The organism is Pseudomonas sp. EU05-FHT14B02 (genome assembly GCF_058791055.1).
Genome location: NZ_JBYTDD010000004.1, coordinates 238184 through 260907, shown reverse-complemented (window position 1 = coordinate 260907; position 22724 = coordinate 238184). Strand labels below are relative to the sequence as shown.

General features: G+C 55.2%; 16 protein-coding genes, 4 tRNA genes, 1 rRNA gene and 1 other annotated feature. All 21 genes read left to right on the top strand.

What is annotated here, in order from left to right:
* Positions 1 to 169 precede the first annotated feature (169 nt).
* Positions 170 to 2534: a sequence feature (most likely nonfunctional fraction of RNA operon), on the top strand.
* Between the two features lie 169 nt (positions 2535 to 2703).
* The 21 genes from rrf to rpsJ all read left to right on the top strand — a co-directional run bounded on the left by rrf (position 2704) and on the right by rpsJ (position 22679).
* Positions 2704 to 2819 (top strand): 5S ribosomal RNA (gene rrf, locus AC3WTM_RS06640).
* Positions 2820 to 2956: 137 nt separating this feature from the next.
* On the top strand, positions 2957 to 3916 hold the full coding sequence (birA, locus tag AC3WTM_RS06635) for a bifunctional biotin--[acetyl-CoA-carboxylase] ligase/biotin operon repressor BirA (RefSeq protein WP_102672161.1): 960 nt from the start codon (positions 2957 to 2959) through the stop codon (positions 3914 to 3916).
* Positions 3906 to 4655 carry a pantothenate kinase gene (locus AC3WTM_RS06630; RefSeq protein ID WP_102672160.1) on the top strand — a complete coding sequence of 250 codons (750 nt, stop codon included), beginning with the start codon at positions 3906 to 3908 and terminating at the stop codon, positions 4653 to 4655. The genes birA and AC3WTM_RS06630 overlap by 11 nt, the downstream gene beginning before the upstream one ends.
* Positions 4656 to 4662: 7 nt before the next feature.
* The gene (locus AC3WTM_RS06625) at positions 4663 to 5103 is read left to right on the top strand and encodes a hypothetical protein (protein ID WP_102672159.1); all 441 of its coding nucleotides are present in this window, start codon (positions 4663 to 4665) and stop codon (positions 5101 to 5103) included.
* Between the two features lie 143 nt (positions 5104 to 5246).
* A tRNA-Tyr gene (locus tag AC3WTM_RS06620) sits at positions 5247 to 5331 on the top strand.
* 24 nt (positions 5332 to 5355) lie between these two features.
* Positions 5356 to 5429 (top strand) — tRNA-Gly (locus tag AC3WTM_RS06615).
* 26 nt (positions 5430 to 5455) lie between these two features.
* Positions 5456 to 5531 (top strand) — tRNA-Thr (locus AC3WTM_RS06610).
* A 174-nt stretch (positions 5532 to 5705) separates the two neighbouring features.
* Positions 5706 to 5781, top strand: a tRNA-Trp gene (locus AC3WTM_RS06605).
* A gap of 45 nt (positions 5782 to 5826) precedes the next feature.
* The gene (secE, locus tag AC3WTM_RS06600; RefSeq protein WP_007984402.1) at positions 5827 to 6195 is read left to right on the top strand and encodes a preprotein translocase subunit SecE; all 369 of its coding nucleotides are present in this window, start codon (positions 5827 to 5829) and stop codon (positions 6193 to 6195) included.
* Between the two features lie 9 nt (positions 6196 to 6204).
* The gene (gene nusG, locus AC3WTM_RS06595; RefSeq protein ID WP_007984405.1) at positions 6205 to 6738 is read left to right on the top strand and encodes a transcription termination/antitermination protein NusG; all 534 of its coding nucleotides are present in this window, start codon (positions 6205 to 6207) and stop codon (positions 6736 to 6738) included.
* Positions 6739 to 6855: 117 nt separating this feature from the next.
* A complete protein-coding gene (rplK, locus tag AC3WTM_RS06590) occupies positions 6856 to 7287 on the top strand; it encodes a 50S ribosomal protein L11 (RefSeq protein ID WP_007933726.1) in 432 nt (143 codons plus the stop codon).
* A complete protein-coding gene (rplA, locus tag AC3WTM_RS06585; protein ID WP_003186095.1) occupies positions 7287 to 7982 on the top strand; it encodes a 50S ribosomal protein L1 in 696 nt (231 codons plus the stop codon). The genes rplK and rplA overlap by 1 nt, the downstream gene beginning before the upstream one ends.
* Before the next feature lie 198 nt (positions 7983 to 8180).
* Positions 8181 to 8681, top strand: coding sequence for a 50S ribosomal protein L10 (gene rplJ / locus AC3WTM_RS06580; protein ID WP_007970413.1), 501 nt, complete (start codon positions 8181 to 8183; stop codon positions 8679 to 8681).
* A 75-nt stretch (positions 8682 to 8756) separates the two neighbouring features.
* Positions 8757 to 9122 (top strand): 50S ribosomal protein L7/L12, encoded by a 366-nt coding sequence (rplL, locus tag AC3WTM_RS06575; RefSeq protein ID WP_007970414.1) that lies wholly within the window; start codon positions 8757 to 8759, stop codon positions 9120 to 9122.
* A 220-nt stretch (positions 9123 to 9342) separates the two neighbouring features.
* Positions 9343 to 13416, top strand: coding sequence for a DNA-directed RNA polymerase subunit beta (gene rpoB, locus AC3WTM_RS06570; RefSeq protein WP_007984407.1), 4074 nt, complete (start codon positions 9343 to 9345; stop codon positions 13414 to 13416).
* 64 nt (positions 13417 to 13480) lie between these two features.
* Positions 13481 to 17680 (top strand): DNA-directed RNA polymerase subunit beta', encoded by a 4200-nt coding sequence (rpoC, locus tag AC3WTM_RS06565; protein WP_008053876.1) that lies wholly within the window; start codon positions 13481 to 13483, stop codon positions 17678 to 17680.
* A gap of 216 nt (positions 17681 to 17896) precedes the next feature.
* Positions 17897 to 18268 carry a 30S ribosomal protein S12 gene (rpsL, locus tag AC3WTM_RS06560; protein WP_003186084.1) on the top strand — a complete coding sequence of 124 codons (372 nt, stop codon included), beginning with the start codon at positions 17897 to 17899 and terminating at the stop codon, positions 18266 to 18268.
* Between the two features lie 108 nt (positions 18269 to 18376).
* Positions 18377 to 18850 carry a 30S ribosomal protein S7 gene (rpsG, locus tag AC3WTM_RS06555; protein ID WP_007994653.1) on the top strand — a complete coding sequence of 158 codons (474 nt, stop codon included), beginning with the start codon at positions 18377 to 18379 and terminating at the stop codon, positions 18848 to 18850.
* A 30-nt stretch (positions 18851 to 18880) separates the two neighbouring features.
* Positions 18881 to 20986, top strand: a complete 2106-nt coding sequence (fusA, locus tag AC3WTM_RS06550; RefSeq protein WP_057713099.1) for an elongation factor G — start codon at positions 18881 to 18883, stop codon at positions 20984 to 20986.
* A gap of 30 nt (positions 20987 to 21016) precedes the next feature.
* Positions 21017 to 22210, top strand: coding sequence for an elongation factor Tu (gene tuf / locus AC3WTM_RS06545; protein ID WP_008053875.1), 1194 nt, complete (start codon positions 21017 to 21019; stop codon positions 22208 to 22210).
* A 157-nt stretch (positions 22211 to 22367) separates the two neighbouring features.
* Positions 22368 to 22679, top strand: coding sequence for a 30S ribosomal protein S10 (gene rpsJ / locus AC3WTM_RS06540; protein WP_003186070.1), 312 nt, complete (start codon positions 22368 to 22370; stop codon positions 22677 to 22679).
* The last annotated feature ends 45 nt before the right edge of the window (positions 22680 to 22724 follow it).

Here is a 22724-nt window from a genome sequence, read left to right as displayed (position 1 = left end):
TGGTCATGAAATCGAGTAGGACGGAGCACGAGAAACTTTGTCTGAATATGGGGGGACCATCCTCCAAGGCTAAATACTACTGACTGACCGATAGTGAACTAGTACCGTGAGGGAAAGGCGAAAAGAACCCCGGAGAGGGGAGTGAAATAGATCCTGAAACCGTATGCGTACAAGCAGTGGGAGCCTACTTTGTTAGGTGACTGCGTACCTTTTGTATAATGGGTCAGCGACTTATTTTCAGTGGCGAGCTTAACCGAATAGGGGAGGCGTAGCGAAAGCGAGTCTTAATAGGGCGTCTAGTCGCTGGGAATAGACCCGAAACCGGGCGATCTATCCATGGGCAGGTTGAAGGTTAGGTAACACTGACTGGAGGACCGAACCGACTACCGTTGAAAAGTTAGCGGATGACCTGTGGATCGGAGTGAAAGGCTAATCAAGCTCGGAGATAGCTGGTTCTCCTCGAAAGCTATTTAGGTAGCGCCTCATGTATCACTGTAGGGGGTAGAGCACTGTTTCGGCTAGGGGGTCATCCCGACTTACCAAACCGATGCAAACTCCGAATACCTACAAGTGCCGAGCATGGGAGACACACGGCGGGTGCTAACGTCCGTCGTGAAAAGGGAAACAACCCAGACCGTCAGCTAAGGTCCCAAAGTTATGGTTAAGTGGGAAACGATGTGGGAAGGCTTAGACAGCTAGGAGGTTGGCTTAGAAGCAGCCACCCTTTAAAGAAAGCGTAATAGCTCACTAGTCGAGTCGGCCTGCGCGGAAGATGTAACGGGGCTCAAACCATACACCGAAGCTACGGGTATCATCTTCGGATGATGCGGTAGAGGAGCGTTCTGTAAGCCTGTGAAGGTGAGTTGAGAAGCTTGCTGGAGGTATCAGAAGTGCGAATGCTGACATGAGTAACGACAATGGGTGTGAAAAACACCCACGCCGAAAGACCAAGGTTTCCTGCGCAACGTTAATCGACGCAGGGTTAGTCGGTCCCTAAGGCGAGGCTGAAAAGCGTAGTCGATGGAAAACAGGTTAATATTCCTGTACTTCTGGTTATTGCGATGGAGGGACGGAGAAGGCTAGGCCAGCTTGGCGTTGGTTGTCCAAGTTTAAGGTGGTAGGCTGAGATCTTAGGTAAATCCGGGATCTTAAGGCCGAGAGCTGATGACGAGTGTTCTTTTAGAACACGAAGTGGTTGATGCCATGCTTCCAAGAAAAGCTTCTAAGCTTCAGGTAACCAGGAACCGTACCCCAAACCGACACAGGTGGTTGGGTAGAGAATACCAAGGCGCTTGAGAGAACTCGGGTGAAGGAACTAGGCAAAATGGCACCGTAACTTCGGGAGAAGGTGCGCCGGTGAGGGTGAAGCATTTACTGCGTAAGCCCACGCCGGTCGAAGATACCAGGCCGCTGCGACTGTTTATTAAAAACACAGCACTCTGCAAACACGAAAGTGGACGTATAGGGTGTGACGCCTGCCCGGTGCCGGAAGGTTAATTGATGGGGTTAGCTAACGCGAAGCTCTTGATCGAAGCCCCGGTAAACGGCGGCCGTAACTATAACGGTCCTAAGGTAGCGAAATTCCTTGTCGGGTAAGTTCCGACCTGCACGAATGGCGTAACGATGGCGGCGCTGTCTCCACCCGAGACTCAGTGAAATTGAAATCGCTGTGAAGATGCAGTGTATCCGCGGCTAGACGGAAAGACCCCGTGAACCTTTACTATAGCTTTGCACTGGACTTTGAATTTGCTTGTGTAGGATAGGTGGGAGGCTTTGAAGCGTGGACGCCAGTTCGCGTGGAGCCATCCTTGAAATACCACCCTGGCAACTTTGAGGTTCTAACTCAGGTCCGTTATCCGGATCGAGGACAGTGTATGGTGGGTAGTTTGACTGGGGCGGTCTCCTCCTAAAGAGTAACGGAGGAGTACGAAGGTGCGCTCAGACCGGTCGGAAATCGGTCGTAGAGTATAAAGGCAAAAGCGCGCTTGACTGCGAGACAGACACGTCGAGCAGGTACGAAAGTAGGTCTTAGTGATCCGGTGGTTCTGTATGGAAGGGCCATCGCTCAACGGATAAAAGGTACTCCGGGGATAACAGGCTGATACCGCCCAAGAGTTCATATCGACGGCGGTGTTTGGCACCTCGATGTCGGCTCATCACATCCTGGGGCTGAAGCCGGTCCCAAGGGTATGGCTGTTCGCCATTTAAAGTGGTACGCGAGCTGGGTTTAGAACGTCGTGAGACAGTTCGGTCCCTATCTGCCGTGGACGTTTGAGATTTGAGAGGGGCTGCTCCTAGTACGAGAGGACCGGAGTGGACGAACCTCTGGTGTTCCGGTTGTCACGCCAGTGGCATTGCCGGGTAGCTATGTTCGGAAAAGATAACCGCTGAAAGCATCTAAGCGGGAAACTTGCCTCAAGATGAGATCTCACTGGGACCTTGAGTCCCCTGAAGGGCCGTCGAAGACTACGACGTTGATAGGTTGGGTGTGTAAGCGCTGTGAGGCGTTGAGCTAACCAATACTAATTGCCCGTGAGGCTTGACCATATAACACCCAAGCAATTTGTGAGCTCGAAAGAGGCCAGATTGCGGTGTGTGAAGACGAAACGAACCGAAAGTTCGACGCTCACAAAACACCGATTTTTATCACATACCCAATTTGCTGAAGCGAGGCCAGTCGGCCGCGACTCAGTACCCGAATTTCTTGACGACCATAGAGCATTGGAACCACCTGATCCCATCCCGAACTCAGCAGTGAAACGATGCATCGCCGATGGTAGTGTGGGGTTTCCCCATGTGAGAGTAGGTCATCGTCAAGATTAAATTCCGAAACCCCTATCTGCGTATGCAGGTAGGGGTTTTGTTTTTGTCCGCGGGAAAGTCACGGCTACTGGATTTCTATGCAATCGCTCGGTGCGTGGCTATCATGCGGGCCTCATTGTGAGGCGAGACCTGCATGCTGACGTTGTTAAAGCTTCTTAAAGATGGCCGATTCCATTCGGGTCAAGCATTGGGTGCTGCCCTGGGCGTCAGTCGTAGTGCTGTGTGGAAGCAGCTTCAGCATTTGGAAGCTGAGCTGGGTTTGTCTATTCACAAGGTTCGTGGGCGCGGCTATCAATTGTCCGCGCCATTGGCGCTGCTCGATCCTGTCGAGATAAGCGCTCAGGCGCCTTCTTGCAACTGGCCCGTCCGGGTTTACGATTCAATCGACTCCACTAATGCCGAGGCGCTGCGCGCTATTGATCGTGGGCAAGCGGCGCCGTTTGTGGTGCTTTCGGAGCGGCAGACAGCCGGGCGTGGGCGGCGTGGTCGCAAGTGGGTTAGTCCGTTCGCAGAAAACGTCTATTACAGCCTGGTGCTACGCATTGATGGTGGGATGCGTCAGTTGGAGGGCTTGAGTCTCGTCGTTGGGCTCGCTGTCTTGCAGACGTTGCGTGAGCTCGGTATTGCAGCCGCTGGATTGAAATGGCCTAACGATGTCCTTGTAGGTCAGAAAAAAATCGCGGGGATACTGCTCGAGTTGGTTGGTGATCCTGCTGATGTGTGTCACGTGGTCCTGGGAGTGGGAATCAATGTGAACATGCAGTCCGCTGACGAAGTGGACCAGCAATGGACATCCCTGCGGCTCGAGTCAGGCAAATTGTTTGATCGCAACCAATTGGTCGCGATGCTGGGGGAGATGCTGCAGCGATACCTGGCTCGTCACCAGGCGGGTGGTTTTTTGGCCATCCAGTCGGAGTGGGAGCAAAATCATCTGTGGCAGGGGCGAAGCGTGTCGTTGATTGCCGGTGTCAATCAAATTGATGGTGAGGTACTTGGTATCGATGGCCAGGGCGCCTTGCGCCTGAAGGTGGATGGTGTGGAGAAAGTCTTCAGTGGTGGTGAGTTGAGCCTGAGGTTGCGTGATGATTCTTGAGCTCGATTGTGGGAATAGTTTCATCAAGTGGCGTGTGCTTGCCGTTAATGCCGGGCAGGTGCTTGGTGAGGGAGTCGTCGATTCCAATCTCGCATTGCTGGAGGGGTTGGGGGGGCTCAAAGGGCTTGCCCTCACGTTTTGCCGGCTGGTGAGCGTCAGGACCGCGGAGGAAACCGCTGCGCTGACTTCTTTGCTCAGGGATACCTTTGATGTGCCGGTTGTGTGCGCATCGCCAGCGCGCGAAATGTCAGGTGTGCGCAATGGGTATGAGGAGTTTGAGCGGCTGGGTCTGGACCGGTGGCTTGCAATGCTCGGAGGCTTTCATCTGGCTTCAGGTGCGTGCCTGGTGCTCGACTTCGGTACGGCGGTGACTGCTGACTTTATCGCGGCGGATGGAGAGCACCTGGGTGGTTTCATCTGTCCGGGGATGCCGTTGATGCGAAACCAATTGCGCACCCACACTCGCAAAATTCGTTATGGGGATCTGGCGGCCGAGCAGGCTCTGGAAAGTCTTGTCCCGGGGCGCGCGACTGTCGAGGCTGTAGAGCGTGGTTGTCTGTTGATGTTGCGCGGCTTCGTAATGACTCAGCTCGAGTTGGCGCGCAGCTATTGGGGTGAGGACTTTGTCGTATTCCTCACCGGGGGGGATGCGAGCCTGGTTACTGAGGCCGTGCCTCAGGCCAGGGTTGTTCCGGACTTGGTGTTTGTCGGATTGGCCATGGCCTGTCCCTTGTCCTGAGGTTTTTATGCGTTGGTTGTTTCTGCTGCTGCTTGTCCTCAATGGCTTCTACTACATCTGGCATCAACAAGAGGCTCCTCTGCGCGCGAAGGATGTCACGCCTTTGAGTCTGTATCGCGGGTCTCAACAAGATATCCGCTTGTTGAGCGAAGCAGGTGACGTCTCCAGGGATAAGGGTAAAGCTGTCTCGACAGACAATGGCTGCCTTTATCTGGGCGGCTATACGCGCCAGGAGGCCGCGCAGGCGGTTGAGCGTCGTTTGAGCGGGATGGAGGTCAAGTATCAGTCCCTGCCGAAAGCTGCGACCGAAGGGGCAGGGTATTGGGTGCGTATCGCGCCGGAAAGCCGGCGTTGGCTGGACGATTTGCAGCTGATAAACCTTTCTAAAGAATTCAATGAGTTAAAACATAAAATAATGCCGTGCGAGGGGGTTGCACCCATCGAATAGTTTGCATAGAATGGCGCCCGCTCCACAGCGAACACCGGAAACGGTTAACGGTGTGAAGTGAGGTCAACGCAGCTAAGCTCAGGTTTTTAATGAGAAAAATGCTTGACAGAAGGCTGGCATGATGTAGAATGCCGGCTCGCTTAGGAGGGGTTCCCGAGCGGCCAAAGGGATCAGACTGTAAATCTGACGTCTACGACTTCGAAGGTTCGAATCCTTCCCCCTCCACCATTTTTAGCGAGAGCTGTAAGCCTCGCGGGTATAGTTTAGTGGTAGAACCTCAGCCTTCCAAGCTGATGATGCGGGTTCGATTCCCGCTACCCGCTCCAAGTTTACAGGTTTTGCACAGTGTTGCGCTCTTGTAGCTCAGTTGGTAGAGCACACCCTTGGTAAGGGTGAGGTCAGCGGTTCAAATCCGCTCAAGAGCTCCATATAACAAGGCAGATATGAAAATATCTGCCTTTGTTTTAGGTGGTAGTGGTTGCGCCTGATTGTGTTTCTGAAGGTTGCCGGTGTCGAGAATGCCGGTGTTGCAACCAGGATTGCCTGGTAAGTGTTGTAAAGTCTTTTTCGGGTCGGCATAATGGTCGGCCTGATTTTGTTTTAGGTCAGTAGCTCAATTGGCAGAGCGACGGTCTCCAAAACCGTAGGTTGGGGGTTCGATTCCCTCCTGACCTGCCAGATTCACTCGGTGTGTCTGGCTTTCTTTTCACAGGATCTTCATAGATGACTCCTAAAGCTGAAGCTCAAGGCTCTCGTTTCGACCTCCTCAAGTGGCTTGTAGTAGTCGCTCTGGTGGTTGTTGGCGTTGTTGGCAATCAGTACTTTTCTGCTTCGCCGATCCTGTACCGCGTACTCGCATTGCTTGCTATTGCTGCTGTAGCTGCCTTTGTAGGCCTGCAGACGGTCAAGGGCAAGTCTTTCTTTGTACTGGTTAAGGAAGCGCGCACCGAAATTCGTAAAGTCGTTTGGCCAACTCGCCAAGAAACCACGCAGACCACGTTGATCGTTGTGGCTGTTGTCCTGGTTATGGCGTTGCTGTTGTGGGGGCTTGATTCCCTGCTCGGCTGGCTTGTTTCCTTGATCGTCGGCTAAGGGTGTCCCGTGGCTAAGCGTTGGTATGTTGTGCATGCTTACTCCGGTTACGAGAAGCATGTAATGCGCTCGCTGATCGAGCGCGTAAAGCTGGCCGGTATGGAAGATGGCTTCGGCGAGATTCTGGTTCCCACTGAAGAAGTGGTTGAAATGCGCAATGGCCAGAAGCGCAAAAGCGAACGCAAATTCTTCCCTGGCTATGTGCTGGTGCAGATGGATATGAACGAGGGTACTTGGCACTTGGTCAAGGATACTCCTCGGGTGATGGGTTTCATCGGCGGTACTGCTGATAAGCCTGCGCCAATCACCGATAAAGAAGCAGAAGCCATTCTGCGTCGCGTTGCCGATGGCAGCGACAAGCCGAAGCCGAAGACGTTGTTCGAGCCGGGTGAGTCGGTGCGCGTCAACGACGGTCCGTTTGCGGACTTTACCGGTGTTGTTGAAGAAGTTAACTACGAAAAGAGCCGGATTCAGGTCGCAGTGCTCATTTTCGGTCGCTCTACTCCGGTGGAGCTCGAGTTCAGCCAGGTCGAAAAGGTCTAGTTGAACAAAAATCCCAACCCCGCAGCCGTAGGCTGTGGGGTTTTGTCGTCACTGGGATAAACGCGCAAGTAACCGGGGAGCCTCTCGAGGCGTTCGAACCCGTAATTGGAGTGCCTCATGGCCAAGAAGATTACCGCTTACATCAAGCTGCAAGTGAAGGCCGCTCAGGCTAACCCAAGCCCACCTGTTGGTCCTGCTCTGGGTCAGCACGGCGTGAACATCATGGAATTCTGCAAGGCTTTCAACGCCCGTACTCAGGGTCTTGAGCCAGGTCTGCCGACTCCAGTGATCATCACTGTCTACAGCGACCGTAGCTTCACTTTCGAAACCAAATCCACCCCTGCTTCGGTTCTGCTGAAGAAGGCGGCCGGTCTGACCAGCGGTTCCGCTCGTCCGAACACCGTTAAGGTTGGCACCGTGACCCGTGCTCAGCTGGAAGAAATCGCGAAAACCAAAAACGCGGATCTGACTGCAGCTGATATGGAAGCAGCCGTGCGTACCATCGCCGGTTCTGCTCGTAGCATGGGCCTTAACGTGGAGGGTGTGTAATGGCTAAGCTGACCAAGCGTCAAAAGGCTATCGCCGGCAAAATCGAAGCAGGCAAGGCCTACAACTTTGTAGACGCTGCTGCCCTGCTGGCCGAGCTGTCGACTGTCAAGTTCAGCGAGTCGTTCGACGTAGCTGTAAACCTGGGTGTTGACCCGCGTAAATCCGACCAGGTCGTTCGTAGCGCTACTGTGCTGCCACACGGCACTGGCAAGACCGTTCGCGTTGCTGTGTTCACCCAGGGTCCAGCTGCTGAAGCCGCTCTGGCTGCCGGCGCTGACCGCGTAGGCATGGACGATCTGGCTGCCGAAATGAAAGGCGGCGACCTGAACTATGACGTAGTGATCGCATCCCCGGATGCAATGCGCGTTGTAGGTCAGTTGGGTCAGATCCTCGGTCCACGTGGCCTGATGCCTAACCCTAAAGTCGGCACCGTAACCCCAGACGTAGCTACCGCGGTTAAAAACGCCAAGGCTGGTCAGGTTCGTTATCGCACCGACAAAAACGGCATCATCCACACTTCCGTTGGCAAGATCGGCTTCGACGCCGTCAAGCTGAAGGAAAACGTTGAAGCCCTGATCGCTGATCTGAAGCGTATCAAGCCAGCTTCCTCGAAAGGCATTTACGTCAAGCGCGTTACCCTGAGCACCACTATGGGCCCAGGTCTGGTCATCGACCAAAGCTCGCTCGACGCGTAAGACACAGATTGGTGCAAGCGATTGCGCCAATTGAAAAATTGGGGTCCCTGCCTGGCGGGGGCTATCCAAGACCGTAGGCGACGCAAGTCTTAAACCACAAGCCTACGCAGATGGTGCTCCCGGTTCCTTACCGAATCAGACACCAAAACGACATCCGGTTTCGACCAGATGAAACGGTAACAAGCAGGAGTTAAACCCGTGGCAATTAAACTCGAAGACAAGAAGGCCATCGTCGCTGAAGTCAACGAGGCTGCCAAAGTCGCTCTGTCCGCTGTCGTGGCTGATGCCCGTGGCGTAACAGTAGGCGCGATGACCGGACTCCGTAAAGAGGCTCGTGAGGCTGGCGTTTACGTACGTGTTGTACGTAACACCCTGCTCAAGCGCGCTGTTGCTGACACTGAATTCAGTGTCCTCAACGACGTGTTCACTGGCCCTACCCTGATTGCGTTCTCCAAAGAACATCCAGGCGCTGCTGCCCGGATCTTCAAGGAATTCGCAAAGGGTCAGGACAAGTTCGAGATCAAGGCAGCTGCGTTCGAGGGCAAGTTCCTCGCAGCTAACCAAATCGACGTACTGGCAACTCTGCCGACCCGTGACGAAGCAATTTCTCAGCTGATGAGCGTGATTCAAGGCGCTACCAGCAAGTTGGCTCGTACTCTGGCGGCAATTCGCGACCAGAAAGAAGCTGCTGCAGCCTAAGGCTCGTCAACTTCTCGCGTTTTTTGTTTTTTTCGATGGTCGCGTAGGCCGTCCCCAATATCAGGAATTAGATTCATGTCTATCTCTCAGAACGATATCCTTGAAGCAGTTGGCAACATGTCCGTAATGGAAGTTGTTGAGCTGATCAAAGCTTTCGAAGAAAAATTCGGTGTTACCGCTGCTGCTGCATCGGCTGGTCCAGCTGTTGCTGCTGCCGTTGCTGAAGAGCAAACCGAATTCAACGTCATGCTGACCGAAGCTGGCGAGAAGAAAGTTAACGTGATCAAGGCTGTACGTGAACTGACCGGTCTGGGCTTGAAAGAAGCCAAGGCTGTAGTTGACGGCGCACCTGCCATGGTTCTGGAAGCTGTTGCCAAAGACGCAGCTGACAAAGCCAAAGCAGCTCTGGAAGAAGCAGGCGCTAAAGTCGAGCTGAAGTAAGCATCGACTTTGCTCCTCCAGCCCGAGCGTTAAGCGACAGGCTGATGGCTGGTGGCTCTTGCCACCGGCCTTTTTCCGTTATTGGCAGCCGACTGGGTCGGTGCTGATAACGTGCTGTAACCACCCGATGCGGTGGCGCAAACCATGGGGTTTGCACGATTTTCTGGCTGCTCCCGTCGGGAGGGGCCAAACAAGCAGGTGACCAAGCTGGGGAACGCTGATGGCTTACTCATATACTGAGAAAAAACGTATCCGCAAGGACTTTAGCAAGTTGCCGGACGTCATGGATGTGCCGTACCTCCTGGCCATCCAGCTGGATTCGTATCGTGAATTCTTGCAAGCGGGAGCGACTAAAGATCAGTTCCGCGACGTGGGCCTGCATGCGGCCTTCAAATCCGTTTTCCCGATCATCAGCTACTCCGGCAATGCTGCGCTGGAGTACGTCGGTTATCGCCTGGGCGAACCGGCATTTGATGTCAAAGAATGCGTATTGCGCGGTGTAACTTACGCCGTACCTTTGCGGGTAAAAGTGCGCCTGATCATTTTCGACAAAGAGTCGTCGAACAAAGCGATCAAGGACATCAAAGAGCAAGAAGTCTACATGGGTGAAATCCCCCTGATGACTGAGAACGGTACCTTCGTAATCAACGGTACCGAGCGTGTAATCGTTTCCCAGCTGCACCGTTCGCCAGGCGTGTTCTTCGACCACGACCGTGGCAAGACGCACAGCTCCGGCAAACTGCTGTACTCCGCGCGCATCATCCCTTACCGCGGTTCGTGGCTGGACTTCGAGTTCGACCCGAAAGACTGCGTATTCGTGCGTATCGACCGTCGTCGCAAGCTGCCTGCTTCGGTACTGCTGCGCGCGCTGGGCTATACAACTGAAGAAGTGCTGGACGCGTTCTATACCACCAACGTATTCCACGTGAAGGGCGAGACCCTGAGCCTGGAACTGGTGCCTCAGCGCCTGCGCGGTGAAATCGCTGTCCTCGATATTCAGGATGACAAAGGCAAGGTTATTGTCGAGCAGGGTCGTCGTATCACCGCTCGCCACATCAACCAGCTGGAAAAAGCCGGGATCAAAGAGCTGGATGTGCCTCTGGACTACGTCCTGGGTCGTACAACCGCCAAGGTCATCGTGCACCCGGCAACCGGCGAAATCCTGGCAGAGTGCAACACCGAGCTGAACACCGAGATCCTGGCCAAAATCGCCAAGGCTCAGGTTGTTCGCATCGAAACTCTGTACACCAACGATATCGACTGCGGTCCGTTCGTCTCCGACACCCTGAAGATCGACTCCACCAGCAACCAACTGGAAGCGCTGGTCGAGATCTATCGCATGATGCGTCCTGGCGAGCCGCCAACCAAGGATGCTGCCGAGACCCTGTTCAACAACCTGTTCTTCAGCCCTGAGCGCTATGACCTGTCTGCGGTCGGCCGGATGAAGTTCAACCGTCGTATCGGTCGTACCGAGATCGAAGGTTCGGGCGTGCTGTGCAAGGAAGACATCGTCGCGGTACTGAAGACCCTGGTCGACATCCGTAACGGTAAAGGCATCGTCGATGACATCGACCACCTGGGTAACCGTCGTGTTCGCTGCGTAGGCGAAATGGCCGAGAACCAGTTCCGCGTTGGCCTGGTACGTGTTGAGCGTGCGGTCAAAGAGCGTCTGTCGATGGCTGAAAGCGAAGGCCTGATGCCGCAAGACCTGATCAACGCCAAGCCAGTGGCTGCGGCGGTGAAGGAGTTCTTCGGTTCCAGCCAGCTGTCCCAGTTCATGGACCAGAACAACCCGCTGTCCGAGATCACCCACAAGCGTCGTGTTTCTGCACTCGGCCCTGGCGGTCTGACTCGTGAGCGTGCCGGCTTTGAAGTGCGTGACGTACACCCGACTCACTACGGTCGTGTATGCCCGATTGAAACGCCAGAAGGTCCGAACATCGGTCTGATCAACTCCCTGGCCGCTTATGCGCGCACCAACCAGTACGGCTTCCTCGAGAGCCCGTACCGTGTGGTGAAAGACGCCCTGGTCACCGACGAGATCGTGTTCCTGTCCGCCATCGAAGAAGCCGATCACGTGATCGCTCAGGCCTCGGCCACGATGAACGACAAGAAAGTCCTGATCGACGAGCTGGTAGCTGTTCGTCACTTGAACGAATTCACCGTCAAGGCGCCGGAAGACGTCACCTTGATGGACGTATCGCCGAAGCAGGTAGTTTCGGTTGCTGCGTCGCTGATTCCGTTCCTCGAGCACGACGACGCCAACCGTGCGTTGATGGGTTCGAACATGCAGCGTCAAGCTGTACCAACCCTGCGCGCTGACAAGCCGCTGGTAGGTACCGGCATGGAGCGTAACGTAGCCCGTGACTCCGGCGTTTGCGTCGTGGCTCGTCGTGGCGGCGTGATCGACTCCGTCGACGCCAGCCGTATCGTGGTTCGTGTTGCCGATGACGAAGTTGAAACCGGTGAAGCCGGTGTCGACATCTACAACCTGACCAAGTACACCCGCTCCAACCAGAACACCTGCATCAACCAGCGTCCGCTGGTGCGTAAGGGTGATCGGGTTCAGCGTAGCGACATCATGGCCGACGGCCCGTCCACCGACATGGGTGAACTGGCACTGGGTCAGAACATGCGCATCGCGTTCATGGCATGGAACGGCTTCAACTTCGAAGACTCCATCTGCCTGTCCGAGCGTGTTGTTCAGGAAGACCGTTTCACCACGATCCACATCCAGGAACTGACCTGTGTGGCCCGTGACACCAAGCTTGGCCCAGAGGAAATCACTGCCGACATCCCGAACGTGGGTGAAGCGGCTCTGAACAAGCTGGACGAAGCCGGTATCGTTTACGTAGGTGCTGAAGTTGGCGCAGGCGACATCCTGGTCGGTAAGGTCACTCCGAAAGGCGAGACCCAGCTGACTCCGGAAGAAAAACTGCTGCGTGCGATCTTCGGTGAAAAAGCCAGCGACGTTAAAGACACTTCCCTGCGTGTACCTACCGGTACCAAAGGTACTGTCATCGACGTACAGGTCTTCACCCGCGACGGCGTTGAGCGTGATGCTCGTGCCCTGTCGATCGAGAAGTCCCAGCTGGACGAGATCCGCAAGGACCTGAACGAAGAGTTCCGCATCGTTGAGGGTGCTACTTTCGAACGTCTGCGTTCCGCTCTGGTCGGCCACAAAGCCGAAGGCGGCGCCGGTCTGAAGAAAGGCCAGGACATCACCGACGAAGTTCTCGACGGTCTTGAGCACGGCCAGTGGTTCAAACTGCGCATGGCTGAAGATGCTCTGAACGAGCAGCTCGAGAAGGCTCAGGCCTACATCGTTGATCGTCGCCGTCTGCTGGACGACAAGTTCGAAGACAAGAAGCGCAAACTGCAGCAGGGCGATGACCTGGCTCCAGGCGTGCTGAAAATCGTCAAGGTTTACCTGGCAATCCGTCGTCGCATCCAGCCGGGCGACAAGATGGCCGGTCGTCACGGTAACAAAGGTGTGGTCTCCGTGATCATGCCGGTTGAAGACATGCCGCACGATGCCAATGGCACCCCGGTCGACGTCGTCCTTAACCCGTTGGGCGTACCTTCGCGTATGAACGTTGGTCAGATCCTTGAAACCCACCTGGGCCTCGCGGCCAAAGGTCTGGGCGAGAAGATCAACCGCATGGTTGAAGAGCAGCGCAAGGTCGCCGAGCTTCGCAAGTTCCTGCACGAGATCTATAACGAGATCGGCGGTCGTCAGGAAAGCCTCGATGACTTCTCGGATCAGGAAATCCTGGATCTGGCTCAAAACCTGCGTGGCGGCGTTCCAATGGCCACTCCAGTGTTCGACGGTGCCAAGGAAAGCGAAATCAAGGCCATGCTGAAACTGGCGGATCTGCCAGAAAGCGGCCAGATGCAGCTGACTGACGGCCGTACCGGCAACAAGTTCGAGCGCCCGGTTACCGTTGGCTACATGTACATGCTGAAGCTGAACCACTTGGTAGACGACAAGATGCACGCTCGTTCTACCGGTTCGTACAGCCTGGTTACCCAGCAGCCGCTGGGTGGTAAGGCGCAGTTCGGTGGTCAGCGTTTCGGGGAGATGGAGGTCTGGGCACTGGAAGCATACGGTGCCGCTTACACTCTGCAAGAAATGCTCACAGTGAAGTCGGACGATGTGAACGGCCGTACCAAGATGTACAAGAACATCGTGGATGGCGATCACCGTATGGAGCCGGGCATGCCCGAGTCCTTCAACGTGTTGATCAAGGAAATTCGTTCCCTCGGCATCGATATCGATCTGGAAACCGAATAACACGTGACGCGAATCGAGAGCGGGGCAGGATTGCCCGCTCTCTGCTCCGCCAGGAGGAAAGGCCTTGAAAGACCTACTGAATTTGCTGAAAAACCAGGGTCAAGTCGAAGAGTTCGACGCCATCCGTATCGGATTGGCATCGCCTGAGATGATCCGTTCGTGGTCGTTCGGTGAAGTTAAAAAGCCGGAAACCATCAACTACCGTACGTTCAAACCTGAGCGTGACGGCCTGTTCTGCGCCAAGATCTTTGGCCCGGTAAAGGATTACGAGTGCCTGTGCGGTAAGTACAAGCGCTTGAAGCACCGTGGTGTGATCTGCGAGAAGTGCGGCGTTGAAGTTGCGCTGGCAAAAGTTCGTCGTGAGCGCATGGCGCACATCGAACTGGCCTCGCCAGTTGCCCACATCTGGTTCCTGAAATCGCTGCCGTCCCGTATCGGCTTGCTGATGGACATGACCCTGCGTGATATCGAACGCGTTCTCTACTTCGAGAGCTATGTCGTTATCGATCCAGGCATGACCACCCTTGAAAAAGGTCAGTTGCTCAACGACGAGCAGTACTTCGAAGCGCTGGAAGAGTTCGGCGACGATTTCGATGCCCGCATGGGTGCCGAAGCTGTCCGCGAACTGCTGCACGCTATCGACCTGGAACACGAGATTGGCCGTCTGCGTGAAGAGATTCCGCAAACCAACTCCGAAACCAAGATCAAGAAGCTGTCCAAGCGTCTGAAGTTGATGGAAGCCTTCCAGGGTTCCGGCAACCTGCCAGAGTGGATGGTGCTGACCGTTCTGCCGGTTCTGCCGCCAGATCTGCGTCCACTGGTCCCGCTGGATGGCGGTCGCTTTGCGACTTCCGACCTCAACGATCTGTATCGTCGAGTGATCAACCGTAACAACCGCTTGAAGCGCCTGCTGGATCTGTCCGCTCCGGACATCATCGTGCGCAACGAAAAGCGTATGTTGCAGGAAGCCGTCGACGCACTGCTCGACAACGGTCGTCGTGGCCGCGCTATCACCGGTTCCAACAAGCGTCCTCTGAAATCCCTGGCTGACATGATCAAGGGTAAGCAGGGTCGTTTCCGTCAGAACTTGCTCGGTAAGCGTGTTGACTACTCCGGTCGTTCGGTAATTACCGTAGGTCCGACCCTGCGTCTGCACCAGTGCGGTCTGCCGAAGAAAATGGCTCTCGAGCTGTTCAAGCCGTTCATTTTCGGCAAGCTTGAAATGCGTGGTCTCGCTACCACCATCAAGGCTGCCAAGAAGATGGTCGAGCGCGAACTGCCAGAGGTTTGGGACGTTCTCGCTGAAGTGATTCGCGAACACCCGGTTCTTCTCAACCGTGCACCGACTCTTCACCGTCTGGGTATCCAGGCGTTTGAACCGGTACTGATCGAAGGTAAGGCTATCCAGCTGCACCCTCTGGTCTGCGCTGCGTACAACGCCGACTTCGACGGCGACCAAATGGCCGTGCACGTACCGCTGACGCTGGAAGCCCAGCTCGAAGCGCGTGCGTTGATGATGTCGACCAACAACATTCTGTCGCCAGCCAACGGTGAGCCAATCATCGTTCCGTCGCAGGACGTTGTATTGGGTCTGTACTACATGACTCGTGAAGCGATCAACGCCAAGGGCGAAGGTCGCGTGTTCGCTGATCTGCAGGAAGTTGACCGTGTGTTCCGTGCCGGCGAAGCCGCACTGCACGCCAAGGTCAAGGTGCGGATCAACGAAACCGTCAACGACCGTGATGGCGGCAGCGTGACCAACACCCGTATCGTCGACACCACTGTCGGCCGTGCGCTGTTGTTCCAGGTTGTGCCAAAAGGTCTGTCGTACGACGTCGTCAACCTGCCGATGAAGAAAAAGGCGATCTCCAAGCTGATCAACCAGTGCTACCGCGTGGTTGGTCTGAAAGAGACCGTGATCTTCGCTGACCAGTTGATGTACACCGGTTTTGCCTATTCGACCATTTCCGGCGTTTCCATCGGTGTTAACGACTTCGTTATCCCGGATGAAAAAGCCCGCATCATCGGTGCAGCCACCGACGAAGTGAAGGAGATCGAAAGTCAGTACGCCTCCGGCCTGGTAACCCAGGGCGAGAAGTACAACAAAGTGATCGACCTTTGGTCCAAGGCGAACGACGAAGTTTCCAAGGCGATGATGGCCAACCTCTCGAAAGAGAAAGTCATCGACCGTCATGGCGTCGAAGTCGACCAAGAGTCTTTCAACTCGATGTACATGATGGCCGACTCGGGTGCGCGGGGTTCCGCAGCACAGATTCGTCAGCTGGCCGGTATGCGTGGTCTGATGGCCAAGCCGGACGGTTCCATCATTGAAACGCCGATTACCGCGAACTTCCGTGAAGGTTTGAGCGTACTCCAGTACTTCATCTCCACTCACGGTGCTCGTAAAGGTCTGGCGGATACCGCGTTGAAAACGGCGAACTCGGGTTATCTGACCCGTCGTCTGGTAGACGTGGCGCAGGATCTGGTTGTAACCGAGATCGATTGCGGCACCGAACACGGTCTGCTGATGACTCCGCACATTGAAGGCGGTGACGTTGTAGAGCCGCTGGGTGAGCGCGTATTGGGTCGAGTTATCGCCCGTGACGTATTCAAGCCAGGTACCGAGGACGTCATCGTTCCTGCCGGCACGCTGGTAGACGAGAAGTGGGTCGAGTTCATCGAGCTCAACAGCATCGACGAAGTGATCGTGCGTTCGCCGATCAGCTGCGAAACCCGTTTCGGTATTTGCGCCAAGTGCTACGGTCGCGATCTGGCTCGTGGTCACCAGGTGAACATCGGTGAAGCGGTCGGCGTTATCGCTGCCCAGTCCATCGGTGAGCCGGGTACCCAGCTGACGATGCGTACGTTCCACATCGGTGGTGCGGCAAGCCGGACCTCCGCAGCCGACAGCGTTCAGGTGAAGAATGGCGGTACCGTCCGTCTGCACAACCTGAAGCATGTTGAGCGAGTGGATGGTCACCTGGTTGCCGTGTCCCGTTCCGGTGAGCTGGCCATCGCTGATGACTTCGGTCGTGAGCGTGAGCGTTACAAGCTGCCGTACGGTGCCGTGATTTCGGTTAAAGAAGGTGACAAGGTCGAAGCTGGCGCCATCGTGGCCAAGTGGGATCCGCACACTCACCCGATCGTTACCGAAATGAAAGGTACCGTGACCTACGTGGGCATGGAAGAAGGCATCACGATCAAGCGTCAGACCGACGAATTGACCGGTATGACCAACATTGAAGTACTCGACGCCAAAGATCGTCCAGCTGCCGGTAAAGACATCCGTCCTGCCGTGAAGATGGTCGACGACAACGGCAAGGATCTGTTGCTGCCAGGCACTGACGTTATCGCTCAGTACTTCCTGCCAGCCAACGCCCTGGTCGGTGTAGCGGATGGTGCGAAGATCGCGATCGGTGATGTTATCGCTCGTATCCCGCAAGAGACTTCGAAAACTCGAGACATCACCGGTGGTCTGCCGCGTGTTGCCGACTTGTTCGAAGCCCGTCGTCCGAAAGAAGCGTCGATTCTGGCTGAAGTCAGCGGCACCATCGCGTTCGGTAAAGAGACCAAGGGCAAGCGCCGTCTGGTTATCACCCCGAACGACGGTAGCGATCCGTACGAAGAGCTGATTCCGAAGTGGCGTCACCTGAACGTGTTCGAAGGCGAACAGGTAAACCGCGGCGAAGTTATCTCCGACGGTCCGAGCGATCCACACGACATCCTGCGTCTGCTGGGTGTGAGTGCGCTGGCCAAGTACATCGTCAACGAGATCCAGGACGTTTATCGTCTGCAAGGCGTGAAGATCAACGACAAGCACATCGAGACCATCCTGCGTCAGATGCTGCGTAAAGTTGAGATCGCTGAATCCGGCGATTCCAGTTTCATCAAGGGCGACCAGATGGAATTGACTCACGTACTGGTAGAGAACGAGCGTCTGAGCGGCGAAGACAAGTTTGTCTCCAAGTTCACTCGTGTTCTGCTGGGTATCACCAAGGCGTCGTTGTCCACCGAATCGTTCATCTCGGCGGCTTCCTTCCAGGAAACCACTCGCGTACTGACCGAAGCGGCGGTAACCGGCAAGCGCGATTACCTGCGCGGCCTGAAAGAAAACGTGGTCGTGGGTCGTCTGATCCCGGCTGGTACCGGCCTGGCTTATCACAGCGAGCGTAAGCGCCGCCGTGATGCAGACAAGCCGTTGCGCGTAAGCGCCAGTGAAGTGGAAGCTGCACTGACCGAAGCGCTGAACTCGAGCGGTAACTGAGTTCTGCGGTAAATGAGTGTGAGGCCCTGGTCACTCCGTTCATCGAATCGAGACAATTTGTCGAGATTGGATGAGCGGGGAGGGCGGGGCCTTGCCTTGACTGGGGACAAGATCCTCTTTAGACTCTTGTACCCCTAAATTTGGCGGGAACTCGTTCCTGCCATTTTGCTTTTCTTGCAAGACAATAGCGTCGCAAGACAACAGTGGAGCTAGTAGATGGCAACTATCAACCAGCTGGTACGTCAGCCGCGTAAGCGTATCGTCGAGAAATCCGACGTGCCTGCGCTGCAGAACTGCCCGCAACGCCGTGGCGTGTGCACCCGTGTGTACACCACCACGCCGAAAAAACCTAACTCGGCACTGCGTAAAGTATGCCGTGTGCGCCTGACCAACGGTTTCGAGGTTTCCTCGTACATCGGCGGTGAAGGCCACAACCTGCAAGAGCACAGCGTGGTACTGATCCGCGGCGGTCGTGTAAAAGACTTGCCAGGTGTTCGTTACCACACCGTTCGCGGTTCGTTGGATACTTCCGGTGTTAAAGGTCGTAACCAGGGTCGTTCGAAGTACGGTACCAAGCGTCCGAAGTAATCGGCCGTTTTGCAGTTTTTCATTTTATTGAGTCGATAAGAGTAAGGTCGGGCACGCATCCATAGGAGCTGTCCCGGGCTAACCTGAAGACCGTTTGAGGGCTTATCAATGCCAAGACGTCGCGTAGCAGCCAAGCGTGAGATTCTGGACGATCCGAAATACGGAAGCCAAATCCTCGCCAAATTCATGAACCACGTAATGGAAAGCGGCAAGAAAGCCGTTGCCGAGCGTATCGTTTATGGTGCCCTGGATACCGTGAAGGCTCGTAAGGCCGGCACCGATCCCCTGGAACTCTTCGAAAAAGCACTCGACGCCATCGCTCCGCTGGTCGAAGTGAAGTCGCGCCGCGTTGGTGGTGCTACTTACCAGGTTCCGGTCGAGGTTCGTCCTTCCCGTCGTAACGCTCTGGCAATGCGCTGGTTGGTAGACTACGCCCGCAAGCGCGGCGAGAAGTCTATGGCTCTGCGTTTGGCTGGCGAACTGTTGGACGCTGCCGAAGGTAAAGGTGCTGCAGTTAAGAAGCGTGAAGATGTTCACCGTATGGCTGAAGCCAACAAGGCTTTCTCGCACTACCGCTTCTAATTTTAGCGTCACTAATTTTGCGAGGGCTTTATGGCTCGTACAACACCGATTAATCGCTACCGTAACATTGGTATCGTTGCACACGTGGATGCTGGTAAAACCACCACCACTGAGCGCGTCCTTTTTTACACTGGCAAAAGTCACAAAATGGGCGAGGTGCATGATGGCGCCGCGACCACAGACTGGATGGTGCAGGAGCAGGAGCGTGGTATTACCATTACTTCTGCTGCCATTACCGCCTTCTGGCAGGGTTCCGCCAAGCAGCACAAAGACCAGTACCGTTTCAACGTCATCGATACCCCGGGCCACGTAGACTTCACCATTGAAGTTGAACGTTCCCTGCGTGTACTCGACGGCGCGGTCGTTGTGTTCTGCGGTACTTCCGGCGTTGAGCCTCAGTCCGAAACCGTATGGCGTCAAGCCAACAAATACGGTGTTCCACGTATCGTTTACGTGAACAAGATGGACCGTGCCGGTGCGAACTTCCTGCGCGTGATCGCTCAGATCAAGCAGCGTCTGGGTCACACTCCGGTGCCTATCCAGCTCGCTATCGGTTCCGAAGACAACTTCCAGGGTCAGATCGATCTGATGACCATGGAAGCCGTTTACTGGAACGATGCCGACAAGGGTATGACCCCTCGTCGTGAGGCCATCCCTGCTGAACTGCAGGAGCTGGCTGAAGAGTGGCGCAACAACATGGTTGAGGCTGCGGCCGAAGCCAGCGAAGAGCTGATGAACAAGTACCTTGAAGGTGAAGAACTCACCGTCGAGGAAATCAAGGGTGCTCTGCGTCAGCGTACTATCGCTGGTGAGATCGTTCTGGCTGTTTGCGGTTCTTCCTTCAAGAACAAGGGTGTTCCCCTGGTTCTCGACGCCGTTATCGACTACCTGCCGGCTCCAACCGACATTCCTGCCATCAAGGGTACTGACCCGGATGACGAGGAAAAGCAGATGGAGCGTCATGCAGACGACAACGAGCCGTTCTCGGCTCTGGCGTTCAAGATCGCTACCGACCCATTCGTGGGTACCTTGACTTTCGTCCGTGTTTACTCTGGCGTGTTGGCCTCCGGCGACGGCGTGATCAACTCGGTCAAAGGCAAGAAAGAGCGCGTGGGTCGTATGGTGCAAATGCACGCAAACGCCCGTGAAGAGATCAAGGAAGTACGCGCTGGTGACATCGCGGCCCTGATCGGCATGAAGGACGTCACCACTGGTGAAACCTTGTGCAACGCTGACAAGCCAATCATCCTGGTTCGCATGGACTTCCCGGAGCCGGTTATTTCGGTTGCCGTAGAGCCTAAGACCAAGGATGACCAGGAAAAAATGGGTATCGCTCTGGGCAAACTTGCTCAGGAAGACCCGTCTTTCCGCGTCAAGACTGATGAAGAGACTGGTCAAACGATCATCTCTGGCATGGGCGAGTTGCACCTGGACATCCTGGTTGACCGGATGCGCCGTGAGTTCAACGTCGAAGCCAACATCGGTAAGCCTCAGGTTTCGTATCGTGAGCGCATCACGAAGAATTGCGAAATCGAAGGCAAGTTCGTTCGTCAGTCCGGCGGTCGTGGCCAGTTCGGCCATTGCTGGATCCGTTTTGCTCCTGCTGACGAAGGTCAGGAAGGTCTGCAATTCGTGAACGAAGTAGTGGGTGGTGTGGTTCCTAAGGAATACATCCCGGCTATCCAGAAGGGTATCGAAGAGCAGATGAAGAACGGCGTAGTTGCCGGCTATCCGCTGATCGGCCTGAAGGCTACCGTGTTTGATGGTTCTTACCACGACGTCGACTCGAACGAGATGGCGTTTAAGGTGGCTGCTTCCATGGCGACCAAGCAACTGGCCCAGAAGGGCGGTGGTGAGTTGCTCGAGCCGATCATGGCGGTAGAGGTTGTTACGCCTGAAGACTATATGGGTGACGTGATGGGCGACCTTAACCGTCGTCGCGGCATGATTCTGGGTATGGAAGACACGGTCTCCGGTAAGGTGATCCGTGCTGAAGTTCCGTTGGGCGAGATGTTCGGTTATGCGACCGACGTTCGTTCGATGTCCCAGGGTCGCGCAAGCTACTCTATGGAATTCAAAAAATACAATACAGCTCCGTCGCACATCGTCGAAACTGTAACCAAAAAACAAGGCTGATTCAGTCCTTTAGGCAAGGAGTTAATTGTCGTGGCTAAAGAAAAATTTGATCGTTCCCTACCGCACGTCAACGTTGGCACCATCGGTCACGTTGACCACGGTAAAACCACTCTGACCGCAGCTCTGACTCGCGTTTGCTCCGAAGTTTTCGGTTCCGCAATCGTTGATTTCGATAAGATCGACAGCGCGCCAGAAGAAAAAGCTCGTGGTATCACCATCAACACCGCGCACGTCGAGTACAACTCGAAGATCCGTCACTACGCTCACGTTGACTGCCCAGGTCACGCTGACTATGTGAAGAACATGATCACCGGTGCTGCCCAGATGGACGGCGCGATCCTGGTTTGCTCGGCCGCTGATGGTCCGATGCCGCAAACCCGTGAGCACATCCTGCTGTCCCGTCAGGTAGGCGTTCCGTACATCGTGGTTTTCCTGAACAAGGCTGACCTGGTAGACGACGCTGAGCTGCTGGAACTGGTCGAGATGGAAGTTCGCGACCTGCTGTCCACCTACGACTTCCCGGGCGATGACACTCCAATCATCATCGGTTCGGCTCGTATGGCGCTGGAAGGCAAAGACGACAACGAAATGGGCACCACTGCCGTTCGTAAACTGGTTGAAACCCTGGACAGCTACATCCCAGAACCAGAGCGTGCTATCGACAAGCCATTCCTGATGCCAATCGAAGACGTATTCTCGATCTCGGGTCGTGGTACTGTTGTGACTGGTCGTATCGAGCGCGGTATCGTTCGCGTTCAAGATGCACTGGAAATCGTTGGTCTGCGTGACACCACCACCACCACCTGCACCGGTGTTGAAATGTTCCGCAAGCTGCTCGACGAAGGTCGTGCTGGCGAGAACTGCGGCGTTCTGCTGCGTGGTACCAAGCGTGACGACGTTGAGCGTGGCCAGGTTCTGGTTAAGCCAGGTTCGGTTAAGCCGCACACCAAGTTCACCGCAGAAGTTTACGTTCTGAGCAAGGAAGAAGGCGGTCGTCACACTCCGTTCTTCAAAGGCTACCGTCCACAGTTCTACTTCCGTACTACTGACGTGACTGGTAACTGCCAGCTGCCAGAAGGCGTTGAAATGGTAATGCCAGGTGACAACATCCAGATGGAAGTTACCCTGATCAAGACCATCGCAATGGAAGACGGCCTGCGTTTCGCTATCCGTGAAGGCGGTCGTACCGTCGGCGCTGGCGTCGTAGCCAAAATCATCGAGTAAGCATCTCTTTTGAGATAGCTTCGATGCTTTGAAAGGCCCCCGCTCAGCGGGGGCTTTTTTATTGGGTTGACACCCATCTGGGGCGTCTATAGAATTGCGCCTCCTTTTAACGGGCGTATTGCGCCCGGTGGGAATAGCAGCCGGAGTCTGAAATCCAATGCAAAATCAGCAAATCCGTATCAGGTTGAAGGCTTTCGACCATCGCCTGATCGACCAATCAACCCAGGAAATCGTGGAAACCGCGAAACGTACTGGTGCTCAAGTGCGTGGTCCAATTCCACTGCCTACCCGTAAAGAGCGGTTCACCGTTCTGGTCTCCCCGCACGTCAACAAAGACGCGCGTGACCAGTACGAGATCCGTACTCATAAGCGTGTTCTGGATATCGTCCAGCCAACGGATAAAACCGTTGATGCTCTTATGAAGCTTGATCTTGCGGCCGGTGTGGAAGTACAGATCAGCCTCGGCTAAGACTCGGTCTTAGTCGTGTAACGCTCTGAAATGGGCGGCCATAGC

What these genes read in the sequence shown, in the direction of transcription:
- birA (WP_102672161.1), top strand. Translation starts at nt 2,957, where the DNA reads ATGCTGACGTTGTTAAAGCTTCTTAAAGATGGCCGATTCCATTCGGGT.
- AC3WTM_RS06630 (WP_102672160.1), top strand. Translation starts at nt 3,906, where the DNA reads ATGATTCTTGAGCTCGATTGTGGGAATAGTTTCATCAAGTGGCGTGTG.
- AC3WTM_RS06625 (WP_102672159.1), top strand. Translation starts at nt 4,663, where the DNA reads ATGCGTTGGTTGTTTCTGCTGCTGCTTGTCCTCAATGGCTTCTACTAC.
- secE (WP_007984402.1), top strand. Translation starts at nt 5,827, where the DNA reads ATGACTCCTAAAGCTGAAGCTCAAGGCTCTCGTTTCGACCTCCTCAAG.
- rplK (WP_007933726.1), top strand. Translation starts at nt 6,856, where the DNA reads ATGGCCAAGAAGATTACCGCTTACATCAAGCTGCAAGTGAAGGCCGCT.
- rplA (WP_003186095.1), top strand. Translation starts at nt 7,287, where the DNA reads ATGGCTAAGCTGACCAAGCGTCAAAAGGCTATCGCCGGCAAAATCGAA.
- rplL (WP_007970414.1), top strand. Translation starts at nt 8,757, where the DNA reads ATGTCTATCTCTCAGAACGATATCCTTGAAGCAGTTGGCAACATGTCC.
- rpoB (WP_007984407.1), top strand. Translation starts at nt 9,343, where the DNA reads ATGGCTTACTCATATACTGAGAAAAAACGTATCCGCAAGGACTTTAGC.
- rpsL (WP_003186084.1), top strand. Translation starts at nt 17,897, where the DNA reads ATGGCAACTATCAACCAGCTGGTACGTCAGCCGCGTAAGCGTATCGTC.
- rpsG (WP_007994653.1), top strand. Translation starts at nt 18,377, where the DNA reads ATGCCAAGACGTCGCGTAGCAGCCAAGCGTGAGATTCTGGACGATCCG.
- fusA (WP_057713099.1), top strand. Translation starts at nt 18,881, where the DNA reads ATGGCTCGTACAACACCGATTAATCGCTACCGTAACATTGGTATCGTT.
- rpsJ (WP_003186070.1), top strand. Translation starts at nt 22,368, where the DNA reads ATGCAAAATCAGCAAATCCGTATCAGGTTGAAGGCTTTCGACCATCGC.